Consider the following 14,592-nt stretch of genomic DNA (forward strand, 5'->3'; position numbering starts at 1 on the left):
ATGATCACCGCGGCCGACGCTTCTGCTCAGCCGCGCGCTTGTTACGCGTCTGCTGCTCTCGCGCCAATTGTCCGGGCCGTTGCCCTAATAGCGGTAGTGCCAGGATGGCGGCGACTGCTGCAGCTTGCTGCGAAATGCGCGCGTCGTTAGCAGGTTCTGCCGCCACGGCCGGCTGCGGCGAATCATTCGACGATGCGGTTGCATCACCCTGCAGCAGGACTTCCCCCTCCGCATCAAACGCGTCGAGTTCGGGCGTCCACCAGGCCTCGGGCGAGGCCCAGAACGAATCCAAACGGCTCGAGTCATTCACAGCCGCGCCGCCGGAGCGCTGGATCTGGCTGGAGTCATTGCGCGAATCGGCACCTCGGTTGTCGTCGAAGGTCTCGAACCTGCCAGCCGGCTGCACTTCGCCCCTGTCGGACGGCTGTCCCTGGTCCGACTGGCCTCCCCCGCTCGAACCGCCATAGCGCGCCAGTTCCAGTTCCATACCATCAATATTGTGCGGAATGCCCGAATCGAATCCGATCACCATGTCGACAATCCCAGCAGCCAAGTGTCCGGCCGCGCCCGCGTCGATCGACGGCGATCCGGCAGGAATCATGCCGGCCAATTGTTGCAGCGCCGCGGGTTGCGCCGGCAGTCCGCCTGGTTGTGTGGATCCGAACGGCGTTAGGGACAACGATCCGTTGGCGTTAAAACCCGTGTCGATCGCCACACCCAGCGCGAACGGCCCCAGTTCGACGCCCGAGGACGTGTACAGGTCGAAGCCGGTCAAGCCGGCCTGCACGGTGACCGCGACGGATTCCGTCGCGCTCAGCCCTTGGCCGCCGACTTCGGTGGCGCGTACGGGAATGTTCGTCGTGCCGGTTGCAAAGTTGGCCGGGACACTCCAGGTGATTAATCCCGTCTGCGGATTGATCACAGCCCCCTGCGGCGCGCCAGGATCAAGACTATAGACAAGTTGTTGCGCGGGGAGGTCCGGGTCTTGGGCCGTCACTTGGATTTGGGACGAGGTCCCGGTTTTCACCGTGATCGCGCCTGGCGGGGTGAACACCGGAGGCGAATCGACTTCGTTCACCGTCACCTGAAACGATTCGGTGGCCGCCAAGCCGCTATCGCCGGTCGCCTTCAGCAGAATCGTGTAAACGCCAGGTCCCTGTGCTTCGCTCGGCGTCCAGGTGAACACGCCATCAGTGGTCACCAGCGTACCAGGCCCGGGCGACGTGCCCGTCGAGGCAACCGCGGCTCCTGCCGGCGCAGCCCCGGCAATGCTCAACGTCACCTGACCAGGATCCGTGATCGAGTAGGGGACCGAGAGCGTTGTCTGCTCATCGACCGTTTGATCCGGAATCGGCGCGAACACTGGGGGCGCTGTAACCAGGATATTGATGGGGCCCGAGGAAGCCGTCTGCCCACTGGCATCGCTAACATTGATTGTGATCTGGTGCAGACCCGCGGCATCGGCGGCCGTGGGAGTCCAAGTGAACTGACCGGTCTGCGGATCAATGGTCGCATCCTGCGGCGCTCCTTGCGCCAGGCTATATGTCAGCGGCGTGTCGATGCTGGTTACAGTGGGAGAGATGACCAGTGTGTCGCCCTGGTTCACCGATTGATCCGCGATGGCAGCAAACTGCGGTGGCCCGTCGACGCCGACAGAAAGCGTCTTTTGCGATGTATTGCCGGCCGGATCCGTGACGACGACCGTGACCTGTTGGAATCCAACTTGCCCGCTGGTAGGTGCCCATGTCAAAACGCCCGAACCGGGACCAATCTGCAAACCCGAGGGGGCCGACCCTAGGCTGAACAGGGCCCCGTTATCATTGCTCGTAACGGTCGAGGCGTAGGGCGCGCCGACAGTGGCATCGGGCAGCATGCCCGAGGTGATTTGCGGGGCCGTGGTATCGATGACCACACTTGCCGCGGCCGATTGTGGACTGGCAAAACCCGCCAACGTTTGCATCGCGGCGATTGCATGCGTCCCTTCCGACAGCGGCACCGAATTCGTGATCGTCACGCTGGATCCGTTGGCCGTCGCCGAGCCAATTACGGCGTTGTTATGGTTGGTGTCGATCAGTTGCACCGTTGCACCGGATTGTACGCCCGAGACCGTCAATCCGAGCGTGGTCAGATTCGTCAGTTGATCCGAGTGGCTGGCGCCGCTGTCGAATTGCGACGGGAGGACAGGCGCCAAGGGCGCGGCAAGCGTCAACGTCATGCCGAAATTGGCGCTGCCGGACGCTTGACCGTTGGTCACCGTCACGGATTGAGACGCGGGCGTCGTCAGGGTCCAATTCGGCGGCGGCAGCGCGCGGATTACCGCGGTGCCATCGGGCACATTCTGCAATGTGTATTGGCCGCTGGCGTTGGTCGCCGTCGAGGTCTCACCCGGATCGAGTTGTCCATTGTTGTTGGAGTCGAGATAAACGGTAACATTTGGCGCGCCTTGGTCGCCGGCGTCTTGCGTCCCGTTATCATTCAGGTCGCCATAAACCGTACCGCCGACGGTGGGAACCGTGACGTTGACGCTATTCAGGATCACCAGATTATTGATCGTGATAGGCGCTGGCGACGCCAGGTTGAAATTCGAAAGGGGCGTCGACGCCAGGCTTGCCACGGTCGACTGGTCGGCAGATGACAGATTGTCATACACGTTGCTGATGTAGCCCGACGTGTCGGACCCCGCCAGATCATTCAAGGTCGACAGCTGATCAATCTGCGTGACGATGCTCAGGCCGTTGCCGAGCAGTTGACCGAACACGGCGTAGCCCACTCCCTGCTGCTGCGCGGGGCTGAGCGCCGTGGAATTATCGCTGACGTTGAAGAACCACTCACTGGTGCCGCTGTCGGCGACAGGCGTGCCATTGCTGTCGCTGGTCAGCGCCATGGCGAGCGTACCCGGCGAATCAGGCAAGGTTGAGGAATACTCGTTCGGAAGTGAGCTCTGATGGCTCGTGTCGATATGGGTCGGTCCGTTGACCGGAGAATAGATTGAAAAGGGGGCGCCGGCCGCGCTGAAGCCGCCTCCCTGCACAATCTGAAACGCCGACGCCGTAGCGCTGGCGGCGTCGTCGACGATGCGATGAAAGAACGTATTGTCGTATGCGCCGCTGTTGACGTAATTCAGAAAGTTCGCCACCGTCTGTGGCGCGGCGCTATTGAAGAGCTCGACCTGAAACGATTCTGGCTGACCAGCCACAGTCACATTGAACGTGACCACAGTATCACCGGGGGTCACCGACAACATCAACCGCGCATCGAGCGGCTCGAACCGCAGCATGCGGTGGTGCAAAGCACTGCGGTGCCAATCGTGGCGGTGCCGGTCCTGATGGTGCACACTCGTATGAGTTGCACTGGGTAATCGTCTTCGATAGTTCTGCATAACAAGGGGCGCTCGTCGCGATCGTCAAAGCGCGATTATCAAAACAATGTTGGCCCGGCGCCGCCCGAAACGCGCGCTAGGACGGCACCGAGCGATGTCATCCCCACACTCCAGTAGACTCGACGGCAGCATCCATAGCAATCAAAAACGAGCTCCCTTTCTCGTCCCCTTGTAGACATGTTCGAATACCGCCAGACATCACGGTACTTGCCGCGGCGGACCACCATACTGAGCCCTTGTTGATCTCGGCAAAGTGGGTAGTCGCTAATGGCAAATCTGAAGATTTTGCAACACCGAAGGTAGCGACCAGTTCGGCGACGCTCGCGAACGCCCGGCTTGCGTCAGTTGGCTCTCTGCGCGCGCCAGGCGCGGAGTTCGCCAATCACGGGCTCGTACGTCGCGCCGATGGCCGTGATCGTGAAGCGACGCGAGCTTGCGCCGGTTTCATCGATCGCGATTTGCAATCGCGAGTCCGGCAAGCACCGGGCAATGCGCTCGGCCCATTCGATGAATACGATCGCATCGCTCGCGAAGAGTTCTTCTCCGCCTAGCGCCAAAAACTCGTCCTCGTCGCGCATGCGGTAAGCATCCACATGCACGATGCGGCGCGTGCCCTGGTATTCTTGCACTAGCACAAACGTCGGACTCACAGGTACGCCAGCTGCCACGCCACTGGCTGCGGCGATGGCTTGCACCAATCGCGTTTTGCCGGCACCCAATGTCCCTTGCAGAGCAACCATTGTGCCGTCGGGCAAACTCTCGGCCAGCGCGCAACCCAACGCCACGGTCGCTGCTTCGTCTGGGGCGTCGATCACAACCTGCTGCATGGTAGTACGCAAGAGTCGAGGGTCCAGATTTAATGTTGAAAGCCGTGCGGGACCAGCGGCGTTTGCTTGCCGTCTACGTCAAGCTGCCACAAACCTGCGGCCTCGACGAACTCGCCGATGGCCGTCAGCGGCACGCCTAGCGGCTGGTCCGCCAGCATCCGCCGCGCCGACCCCGGTGGCACTGCTAATACCAGCTCGAAGTCCTCGCCATCACCCAGGGCGTGCGCCAGCGGCGCTACGCCATCGCGCCGCGCAAGCTCTTCAGCGGCCGGGTTGATCGGTATCGCATCCAGCCGCAATTGTGCGCCGCAGCCACTTTCGGCCGCCAGCCGCGACAAGTCGAGCGACAGTCCGTCGCTTACGTCGATCCCTGCATGTAGATCATAACGGTCGTGCAGTAGCAGGGCTTCGCGTACGCGCGGTTCAAAGTCAAATTGATGCCCAAGAATGCTGCCGCCGAACGAACCGGTGACAATGACCACGTCCCCCGGTTTGGCCCCCTTACGACGTAATGGCCCTCGTAGCGTGGGCTCGCCCAGGATTGTCACGCTGATCACCAGCGGACCATCCCAACTGTTTGTATCTCCTCCGGCAAAAGCCACGTCGAACTGCTCGGCCAGCGGAATCATCCCTTCGGCCAACTCCTGGGCCAGTCGCAAGCCGTCGGTGCGGGGCAATACCACTCCCACGACCACGGCCAGCGGCCGCCCGGCCATGGCGGCCATGTCGCTGAGATTCACCGCCAGGGCCTTGCGGCCGATGCGCCGCGCATCGACTTCGTCGACACGAAAATCGACACCGTCGGTCAACACATCCACCGAAACGAGCAGTTTGCCACCGGACGCCATCTGCACCAGTGCTGCATCGTCTCCGACGCCGACAGCTAGCCGCTCGTGTCGCGGCAAGCGATCTCGCAACCAGGCGATGAATTCGGATTCCATACGCGGTGCAAACGGAGACCAGTGGGAGAAATGGCGCACGGCCAATGGACAAACAAAGATGCGATCGCACCGCCATGAACATTCGAGCAGCGTGAGCGCCGGCAGCCCATTATGAGTCAGAAGCGACCAATCACCAAGCGGCGCGGAGGAGATTGCGTGCTTCCCGTGCTACAGAAGCGATTGATATCGCCTGATGAGGGAATGTGTCATCCGGCCGCCTGGCCACCGGCGTTTGCCGCTGCCATGTCGAGTGTAACACGGCTCGTGCCAGGCTGCGGTCTAAGGAATGCGCCGCTGGGCAACGGTCAGCTGACCCGACAGCGTCTCGTTGCCGCGAACGATATAGAATTTCAGTGGCTCCAACCGACTGAATTCCGGACGTGCCAACACATAGGACACGTGGTCCATCTTGGTGGTCTCCCACTTGTGCATGCCGACCAGAATGTCGCCGCGACGAATCCCCTGCCGCGCGGCGGGACTATCTGCCCGAACTGCCGATACGTTCAACCCGCCGCGATAGCGGGTCCCCAAGCGACTGAACTGCGATTCCGGCATGGGCGACAATTTCATGCCCAACAGCTCCCAGGCTGAGTCATCCGTTCGCTGACGTTCCGGCAGCGTGGCCAGCGCGAGTTTAAACTCCAACGGCTGCTGATTACGCTCTAAATTCAACGGCACCTCGTCCCCTGCTTTATGCTCCAACAGAGCCCGCTCGAGATCAACCTGTCGCGCAACCGTATGGCCATCGACACTCTTGATCAGATCTCCGGACTGCAAACCCAGGGTAGCCGCGGGGCTGTCGTCGTCGACTTCCGCGATCAGCAGGCCGCCTTCGTGCGGTTTCGCTACCACGCCATGCCAGGTTTTCTTCAGTCGCCGTGTGCTCAACAGGTCGGCCGCGATCGTCATCACGTTATCGACCGGGATCGTAAACCCGATCAACTGGGCGCCCGCGCGAACGGCCACGTTCACCCCGATCATCTCTCCATCGATATTCAACAGCGGTCCGCCGGAGTTGCCGGGGTTGATCGCGGCATCGGTCTGGATGAGATCGTCGTAGCCTTGCATATCGCTTACCTGGACCGAGCGGTGCAGTGCGCTGATGATGCCGTGCGTGACAGTATGCGAGTAGCCATAGGCGTTACCCACGGCGATCACGGTTTCGCCAATCATCAGGTCGGCGGAAGAACCGATGGGTATCACGGTCAGTGGCCGACCGGTGTCGATCCGAATGATTGCCAGGTCGGTCGCAGGGTCGCTGGAGAGTAACTTCGCGATGTACGTCGTCTCGTCGGACATTGTCACCTGGATCTTCGGCACCCCATCCACCACGTGATGGTTCGTGACGATATAGCCACGCTCGTCTATGACGACGCCGGTTCCCATGCCGTTCACGCGGCGCAGATTCTCGGGCTGGCCGGCCTTGGTATCGTCGACCGGAACACTTTTTTCGCCGTGAATGTTCACGATCGCAGCGCGAGCGCGGTTCACCGCTTGGACAATCGGCGAACGACGGGCATCCGTGGCAGAGGCCGAGGTCGCTTGGCCAAGGAGCAATGCCCCGACCAGTCCAACCCCAAGCACGCGCACAGGCCAGCACGAGCGAGAAAATCGATGATGCATGGAAAGTCGATCGTGGGTCAGGAGGCGGTTAAGGCGCGGGCCGCGGACGGCTCCAGGGGCGCTTCAGCTCAGCCGCTGTCGGGATGGCGGTGAACCTATGGAAGCTAAATCGGAACGACCGCTAACTTCGCTCCAGGTGGGCAGGCCGCAACCACTACACTCTTCCTAGTCTCGCGCGGCCAACGTCGCCGCGACGTCCTTGACGGCCCGCGAAGCCACAATCTCACCCGAGAATGCCTGTCCCACCCCCTAATTCGCAGGCATAAGCAGGCGTAAATGGTTGACAGGCAGCGCGGCGCTCAATTAGACTCCTCCGTTTTACTTAAGCGTTTATCTGCCGACGGGTTGTGATGGGCATGCCGACTCCCAGGTCGGGTGCGCAACGGCGGAACTCGTCGAGGTTTTCCCCAGGCTGGGGGCCATACTTCAGCCGGGATTATGCTGGCTGACAGCATGAATCTGTCGGTAGGGTGATGGCCGTCGAGGATGGGCCATGCCAGTATGGAGAGGGCGAGCACGCCGCCACCATGGTGCGGCCCACGGGTCCAGACCACCAACGACGGTGGCCAACATGAGCTTGGAGGGGTAAGCACAGTTGCCGGCCGCAACGCTGCCGTGCGACTGGCGATTGCGGGACCGGGAAGGCTCCCCTTGTACAAAAAGCGAAGATGTCTAGATTAACCGTTTCTTAATCTTTTTTTCTTTTCGGTCGCGCATGTGGCCCGACCGACTCGCAGGCGTGAGGGGACCGTGAAGAAAATCTTGACATGGGTTGCGACCGTGGCTGCCGCCGGGGCACGTTTCGGCCACGGCCAGCCTATCGAGCCCTCCTGAGTTGGGGATCCCCCGCAACGTTTCGAGTGTACGTCCTGGAATTTGGTAACAGTGTCGCCGTGTTGAGTTGCGGCGCCGTTTGATCGCACATAACCGAACACGTCCAAGTCAATCACAGTACCGGAGACAAGCCGTGACATCGTTTCGCATTTTACCCACAATCGCGATTCGCCTGCTTCTCGCCTCGGCGGCGATATTCCTGTTGGGCTCGACTGCAATGGCGGGCGAAGCCGATTTGGCAATTCCCGATTTGAGCTTAGGTAGCTTCACGATTGCTGGGCAAAAGATCGACGCCTGGAGCCTGCTGTTTTACGGATCGTTCGTCATCGTGGGCACGCTAGGAATTAGTTTGTTCCTGCGGAGCCAAATCAAGAATCTACCCGCGCACGAATCGATGCTGGGTATCTCCGAGATCATCTTTCAGACCTGCAAGACCTACCTGATTCAGCAGGGCAAGTTTTTGATGATGCTATTCGCCATCATCTCGGTGGCAATGATGTATTATTTCGTGGGCTTGCAGCATAAAACCGTCGGGACCGCGCTCACGGTGCTGGCCTTCGCCCTGGTCGGCATCGTGGGATCGTACTGGGTGGCCTGGTACGGAATCCGTGTCAATACGTACGCTAACTCCCGCACCGCGTTCGCGTCGTTGCGTGGCGAGCCGTGGGATGTGGTGAGCATTCCGCTTCGTGCCGGCATGTCGATCGGATTGTTCTTGATCTCGCTTGAACTTGTGATGATGGTCATCATCTTGTTGTTCGTGCCGCGCGAAATCGTCGGCATCTGCTTCTTGGGATTTGCCATCGGCGAGTCGCTGGGGGCCTCGGCACTGCGAATCGCCGGCGGTATTTTCACCAAGATCGCCGACATCGGTGCTGACTTGATGAAAATCGTCTTCAACGTCAAGGAAGACGATCCGCGTAACCCGGGCGTGATCGCGGACTGCACCGGCGACAACGCCGGTGACTCAGTCGGTCCGACGGCCGACGGTTTCGAGACCTATGGCGTAACGGGCGTGGCCTTGATTTCGTTCATTGTGCTCGCCATTCCCGAGGAACGCTCAGACCTGCAGGCCAAGTTGATTGTCTGGATTTTTGCCATGCGGTTCTTGATGGACTTCATGTCGGGCGTGTCGTACTTCATTAATCAGACGATTTCCGAGAAGCAATACCGCGGTCTCAAGGAATTCGACTTCGAAGTGCCGCTGACGCGTTTGATCTGGATTGCCGCCACGCTGTGCATTAGCACCTCGTTCTTCATGAGCTGGCTGTTGATCGGTGATCTGGTCGTGGCTGATAAAGCCATGCCCTCGCTATGGTGGCAGTTGGCCTCGATCATTAGCTGCGGCACGTTGGCCGCGGTGCTGATTCCTGAGTTCACCAAGGTCTTTACCAGCTCGCATTCCAAGCACGTGCACGAAATCGTCACCGCCTCGCGTGAAGGTGGCGCCTCGTTGACGATCCTCTCCGGCATGGTCGCCGGTTACTTCAGCGCGTTCTGGATGGGTCTGCTGATTGCCGGCCTGATGGGAGGCGCTTTCTTCGTTAGCCAGCAAGGCCTGGATAGCATTATGCAGGTGGCGCTGTTTGGTGCTGACGCGCCGCTGGTGGGCGTTGGATCGATTTTCGCATTCGGCCTCGTGGCCTTCGGCTTCCTCTGCATGGGGCCGGTCACGATCGCCGTCGATAGCTACGGCCCGGTGACCGACAACGCTCAATCGGTTTTCGAGTTGTCACAGATCGAATCGATCCCCGGCATCAAGGAAAAGATTAAAACACAGTTCGGCTTTGTGCCCGACTTCGAAGGGGGTAAGCACTACCTCGAGGCCAACGACTCGGCGGGAAATACGTTTAAAGCGACGGCCAAGCCGGTGCTTATCGGGACGGCCGTCGTGGGCGCTACCACGATGATTTTCTCGATCATCCTGATGCTGGGTAAGGCCGGCCTGCTGCACATCAGCCTGACCGACGCCCCGGTGCTGCTCGGCTTTATCTGCGGTGGCACCGTAATCTTCTGGTTCTCGGGTGCCTCGATGCAGGCGGTCACGACCGGTGCCTATCGAGCCGTCGAGTTCATCAAGCAAAACCTCGATCTCAATAAGACCGAGGCCGACATCGAAGATTCCAAGACGGTCGTGCGTATCTGCACGCAGTACGCCCAGAGCGGCATGTGGAATATCTTCATCGCTCTGATGTCGATCACGCTGGCCTTCGCCTTCTTCGATCCGAACTTCTTCGTCGCCTATTTAATCTCGATCGCGGTCTTCGGTCTGTTCCAAGCCATCTCGATGGCCAACACGGGCGGCTCGTGGGATAACGCCAAAAAATACGTCGAGGTCGACCTTCGTGAGAAGGGCACACCGCTGCACGCTGCAACGGTTGTGGGCGACACCGTGGGCGATCCGTTCAAGGACACCACTTCGGTGGCATTGAATCCGATCATCAAGTTCTCGACGCTATTCGGCTTGCTGGCTGTCGAGATCGCTGTCGAGATGAAGGAAGCGGCGCATTTGAAAGAGACCCAGGACTACACGCCGATTGTCGGAGTTGTCTTTCTGGTGATCGCCTTGGTCTTCGTCTGGCGTTCGTTCTACGCCATGCGAATTCCGCAGAAGCCTGGCACCGCGCATTAGTCCTGATAGCACGGGCGAGTCGATGCGATTCACCCGTCAAGTGCTGTTGGAATTCCAAGGCGGCCGGTCACAAATGTGGTCGGCCGCCTTTTTGTTGCGCCGTCGCCGTTTGAACCTGCAATGCGAGCTGCCTACGCGTCATGCCAGTGCCGCGGCGATTTCGGCTGTGCCAGGCTACAGTCAGCGTCTACCCTGCGCGGGCGCAACTGCCTGCCAACCCTCAGGCGATATCAGCTGCATTGCGTGGGGCTATTGCTCGTCGTGCGGAAAGACTAACTTCAACGATTGCATCAGCAGGAATAGCCCGAGAATGATCAGGATCAGATACGGCGCGTAACCGAAAAAGGCGTTGCCCGTTAGCTTCGCCAAAGTGGCGCCAATCACCAGTACCATCAACGAGGCCACGAGTAGCCCGCAGCCCAACGACGTCATCGTCCCTTTGAAGGTGCCGTGTTCCGAGTGCTCCTCGTCATGCAGTTCGATCGTACGGCCTTTGGCCAGGCTGCGGGTAATGGCCTCGGTCAATTCCACGTCGCGACAGGCGTCGGGCCAACTGGGGACTGGCATCTGGCCGGCCATGGCGCGCTCCAGCTCGGCCACTGCGGCAGCCGCCGGGCTCCAGGCCGGAAACGCTTCCTGCGAGGACTTGCCGCCAACGATCAGTTGCAGCGTTGTCGGTTGACCGGCGTCGACCAGTTCCAACGTTGCCTTGCCTGCCGCGCCGCGTAATGTAATCTTGGCACCCGCCTCGTGCTCTATCGCCCCCACGCTCCAGCGCACCAGGATGCCCGTCTCGCCTGTAAGTTGCACTCCCAAATTGCCGTACTGCGCTTCTTCCTTGCCGCCGGGAGCGAGCGCTGAAATGCTCGTCAGGTCGCCCGCTAACCCACGCAACAATTCGACGTCGCGGGCAAACTGCCTTTGCACGAGGGGCTGCGTGCGCTCGGACATCGCGCGTTCCATCACCACTTGCTCGGTGACACCGATTTCCGAAGTCGCTCCCGACGCCATCAACGCGGCCAGCCGTTGCACCCCCGCGTGCCAACGGTAGGGAACGTACGGGACCATCGCGCAGTTACTTTCGCGGCGAATCATATCGAGCTCGTAACTGATGAGCATCGAATCATCGATGGGATGAACGAGCAACAACGGCACTCCCGCCTGAACCAATTTGCGCAATTGATCGGCGCGTTCGTCCGCGTTCGCGCCGCGCGACACGATCACCGCATCGGCCGTCGAGCCTGCCAACAACGTTTCCCAGAATGTCGATATCTGGATCTTGGGGGCGAACGATTTGAGAGTGGCGACGGCCGCATCCGCTTCGCACGCCCAGACGAGCTCGTGTACCCGACTGCCTGCGACCCATTGGGCCAACTCCAGCGAATCGGCGTCGACACCGAGCAATGCGAATCTCATAAGGCGGTTCAGCGGCTGTTGACCGATAGGCGGGGCTTGTCACAACTAACGACTTCTGGCGCTCATTGTACCACGTCGCCCCCGGCGCCAAATCACACGACGGCCGTACTGGACGGTCACCCGCTAACCGACCTTTTTGGCCCTGGCGACCGTCGAGAACTTCTCATGGACCGCGACCAGCGCATTCAACGCAGTAGATTCGCGCAAATGCGCGAAGAGGACGTCATCAGGTCGTCTGTCACCAAGCCGAGGGCCTCGCGCAGCGCGTTACCCGCGCGAAACACCGAGGGCCCGCGGCATGCAACCGTAAAGATCGACGGGCCACGTGATCGGCGATTTGGCGGAGCAGCCAATCGACGGCGGGCATTTGTCCTGGGCGCGACGGAACGACCCTAATCGGCCTGCAAAACATCCGTGCCTCTGATCGTGTCGCTGTCCTTGGCTGGCTGCAAGATTACCACCGACTCGGGAAACGCCTTGCCATAAGCGAGCATATCCTCGGATGAAAACTTGTCGGCTGGCAATCGGATCACGTAGGTCGGTTCACTCTCCCATCGTGACCAGACGGTTCGCAACGACAAGTCGAGACTTCGTCCATTTGCTCTGAATGTCACGCCATCCGCGTGGCGCAGACGTTCACGATCCTTGAATTGCGACTGTGCCACCGCAGCGACTCCGCCCAGCGCCATTGCCGTGGTGAGCAAGATTGCGCAACCGACTTTTAACCACGGACCGCGGAGACCGCGCGACGCGCCTGCGTTCACTTCGCGGCGAACAATGCCTAGATCACAGAAATCGAGCGGCCCGTCGTCGTAATCGACATCGCAGCGAATTCTGCGCGGCGTGCCGGCTGCAAAGGTATCGCCCCACAAAGCGCTACCTCCGAAGGAGCTGTCATTGACGGCGCTGCTTGCAATGGCGCCGTTTCTAAAAGCCCGATCGCGGGTTTGATCCCGGGATGCACGAGCTATGTACGATCCGTCTGCCGAGGCGCGATCGCGCCCTTCGATGCCGCTTCTCATTGTTGCTCCACTAAAACGGAGTTCCGGGTCCGTCTATGAAAGTAAAGTTTACCGCTTTGGACACGATCGCAGTAGTCTCGGTTCGGTGTATTTATCGAAATCTAATAATGCACCACGACAAGTGACGCGCGCACGGCGCAAGAATCGCGCTGACTTATGCTGTGAGCAGCGGGAGCGACAAATACGCAGAAACGACTAGACGTGTCGCACAAATTTGCGAGACGCAATGCAAAGTAGTTAGCGCCTCCAAACGTTTGATAACTAACCATGTCGTCGACATTCGCGCGCCGCGCACTCGTTTCGACGACGAGATGTCGCTGGGTCTGCCATGCTGCGCCACGCGCTCTCAATGCAACAGTCGTTGATGCAGCGTGTCGAAAGCCTCTGCGCGCACGTTGCTTAGCCAACCGGCCGCATTCCTGCAGAATACAGGCGCTCGCGCGCGTGCTCGGCGAACCAGAAGCCGCGCATCGGCGGCAGAATTGGGCTGACGTAGCGATGTGTGGTCGTCGCGAACAGCCGCCATCCCTTTCTTCCTCAATGAACCCCTGTGGGAGTGAAAAGTATCGATCGCATTCATTGGGCCGTCCCCAACGTGGCGTCATGAAACGAACCCATTGTGGGGAGTAGCGGCGTCGCCCGAAGTTTGCCGCGCAATATTCATTCGCGGACAGACCGCAAATATTTGGCGCATTCGCACCAAGGCGAAGGGAGCAACAACGCCGCGGCGTCGCGAATCACTCACAGCCGGCGAATATGAAAGACAGAAATACCATTCTCGACGGTATCTGCACGGTGTCTCGAAGCGTATTTTCTCGGACAATCAAGCATCGACGATTGCCGACGTCGATGGATCCGACAGCGCTTTTGGTAACGGTTCAGGTAACACCCCCAGGATGCACCCATCGCGTCAGTGAGTGACTTTCGATCCAAGATGCGTCGCATCCCGCGGACCATGATGCCGCGATTCAGCCACGACATCGCCGATGAACTCGCTGTGGAACTGACTCGCCTTATCGACGAAGCACTTCGCGACATGGCACGGTGGCGTCCCACACGGGATCCAGACGATCGCGATGTCGACGAGCCGATACCATTTGTGCTTTTTGAAGAAGATGACGCAAATGGTCGCGATACCCGCTGACAGCACTTAAACCCGAACCCGAGTTGCCGTTCACATGCCCAAGAACTTTTCCGTCTTCGACGCCGCGGCTTACAGCTACAAGCGCGCGATCTCGCACGAGGATAAGTGCGAGGAGCAACTCGATCGCAGCATAAAGCTTGCATTGCCAGGACATGTGCTGAGCGGAACTCAGGCAGCCTACGATTCCGCTGTTGATGCGAGAGTCGCAGCGCGCAGGCACCTTAAGAACGTCTGTGATCGGCACGATCGCCGGCTTCTGGCACGCTAGATGCGGCATCACTTGGTAAACGACCCCAGGTCACCGGACTCCGGTTGCCTGGGGTCGCTGTGTTTGAACGAGTTCAATCTGGCTAATCGCGGCCAGAAACGTCAACTAAGGCCGGATGCGGGTAACGTCTTAGCATTGTGTCGCCGGGGAAGCATGGACTTTTGAGTTCAAATCTCAGCGGCCGTCAGCGTTTTCAAGCATTTGTGATTTCCAGGGATTCTCGGGATACCACGTGTACCGAAGAGCGCGGCCGTGAAAGTCATACTCTCGGACTGTAATTATAGCCTCGGGAAACAGTTCCCTGGCACGAGTCACATCTTCTCCAGGCTTGCTCCTGTCAAAACTATCTTCATCACCGAATCCAGGGATTCTCACCCGAAGGCGCGTCTGTCCGCGTTCCCCCAGTAGCCAAAGCAATCTAGGTGCTATGGCCATCCCATCGGTCGAGTAAGGCCCTTGCGGCGCAGAGGGATTGCCAGCCAAGTAATGACGTCGCTGTTCAATCC

At 59.8% G+C, this 14,592-nt stretch carries 9 protein-coding genes; 3 read left to right on the forward strand and 6 right to left on the reverse strand.

Annotation, left to right across the window (positions count from 1 at the left end):
* Nucleotides 1–4 precede the first annotated feature (4 nt).
* The 4 genes from VGG64_27210 to VGG64_27225 form a co-directional block, all read right to left on the reverse strand.
* Nucleotides 5–3,277, reverse strand: coding sequence for a peptidylprolyl isomerase (locus tag VGG64_27210; GenBank protein ID HEY1603322.1), 3,273 nt, complete (start codon nucleotides 3,275–3,277; stop codon nucleotides 5–7).
* Nucleotides 3,278–3,720: 443 nt separating this feature from the next.
* Entirely contained in the window at nucleotides 3,721–4,218 is a 498-nt protein-coding gene (tsaE, locus tag VGG64_27215) for a tRNA (adenosine(37)-N6)-threonylcarbamoyltransferase complex ATPase subunit type 1 TsaE (protein HEY1603323.1), read from the reverse strand.
* A gap of 17 nt (nucleotides 4,219–4,235) precedes the next feature.
* On the reverse strand, nucleotides 4,236–5,147 hold the full coding sequence (gene thiL / locus VGG64_27220; protein HEY1603324.1) for a thiamine-phosphate kinase: 912 nt from the start codon (nucleotides 5,145–5,147) through the stop codon (nucleotides 4,236–4,238).
* 279 nt (nucleotides 5,148–5,426) lie between these two features.
* A complete protein-coding gene (locus tag VGG64_27225; protein HEY1603325.1) occupies nucleotides 5,427–6,770 on the reverse strand; it encodes a trypsin-like peptidase domain-containing protein in 1,344 nt (447 codons plus the stop codon).
* 967 nt (nucleotides 6,771–7,737) lie between these two features.
* Here VGG64_27225 and VGG64_27230 point away from each other — a divergent pair.
* Nucleotides 7,738–10,236, forward strand: coding sequence for a sodium-translocating pyrophosphatase (locus VGG64_27230; protein HEY1603326.1), 2,499 nt, complete (start codon nucleotides 7,738–7,740; stop codon nucleotides 10,234–10,236).
* 249 nt (nucleotides 10,237–10,485) lie between these two features.
* Here the strand turns inward: VGG64_27230 and VGG64_27235 are convergent, their stop codons facing one another.
* Both VGG64_27235 and VGG64_27240 read right to left on the reverse strand, forming a co-directional pair.
* Nucleotides 10,486–11,652, reverse strand: coding sequence for a hypothetical protein (locus VGG64_27235; GenBank protein HEY1603327.1), 1,167 nt, complete (start codon nucleotides 11,650–11,652; stop codon nucleotides 10,486–10,488).
* A gap of 392 nt (nucleotides 11,653–12,044) precedes the next feature.
* On the reverse strand, nucleotides 12,045–12,674 hold the full coding sequence (locus VGG64_27240) for a hypothetical protein (GenBank protein HEY1603328.1): 630 nt from the start codon (nucleotides 12,672–12,674) through the stop codon (nucleotides 12,045–12,047).
* 934 nt (nucleotides 12,675–13,608) lie between these two features.
* Here VGG64_27240 and VGG64_27245 point away from each other — a divergent pair.
* Together VGG64_27245 and VGG64_27250 are read left to right on the forward strand one after the other, a co-directional pair.
* Nucleotides 13,609–13,818, forward strand: coding sequence for a hypothetical protein (locus tag VGG64_27245; GenBank protein ID HEY1603329.1), 210 nt, complete (start codon nucleotides 13,609–13,611; stop codon nucleotides 13,816–13,818).
* A 34-nt stretch (nucleotides 13,819–13,852) separates the two neighbouring features.
* Nucleotides 13,853–14,086 carry a hypothetical protein gene (locus VGG64_27250; protein HEY1603330.1) on the forward strand — a complete coding sequence of 78 codons (234 nt, stop codon included), beginning with the start codon at nucleotides 13,853–13,855 and terminating at the stop codon, nucleotides 14,084–14,086.
* Nucleotides 14,087–14,592 lie beyond the last annotated feature (506 nt).

The organism is Pirellulales bacterium (genome assembly GCA_036490175.1).
Lineage (GTDB): Bacteria > Planctomycetota > Planctomycetia > Pirellulales > JACPPG01 > JACPPG01.

Excerpts from the sequence above, each read along its gene's own strand:
- VGG64_27245 (HEY1603329.1), top strand. The coding sequence starts at position 13,609 with ATGCGTCGCATCCCGCGGACCATGATGCCGCGATTCAGCCACGACATC.
- VGG64_27225 (HEY1603325.1), bottom strand. The coding sequence starts at position 6,770 with ATGCATCATCGATTTTCTCGCTCGTGCTGGCCTGTGCGCGTGCTTGGG.
- VGG64_27240 (HEY1603328.1), bottom strand. The coding sequence starts at position 12,674 with ATGAGAAGCGGCATCGAAGGGCGCGATCGCGCCTCGGCAGACGGATCG.
- VGG64_27235 (HEY1603327.1), bottom strand. The coding sequence starts at position 11,652 with ATGAGATTCGCATTGCTCGGTGTCGACGCCGATTCGCTGGAGTTGGCC.
- thiL (HEY1603324.1), bottom strand. The coding sequence starts at position 5,147 with ATGGAATCCGAATTCATCGCCTGGTTGCGAGATCGCTTGCCGCGACAC.
- VGG64_27210 (HEY1603322.1), bottom strand. The coding sequence starts at position 3,277 with ATGCTGCGGTTCGAGCCGCTCGATGCGCGGTTGATGTTGTCGGTGACC.
- VGG64_27250 (HEY1603330.1), top strand. The coding sequence starts at position 13,853 with ATGCCCAAGAACTTTTCCGTCTTCGACGCCGCGGCTTACAGCTACAAG.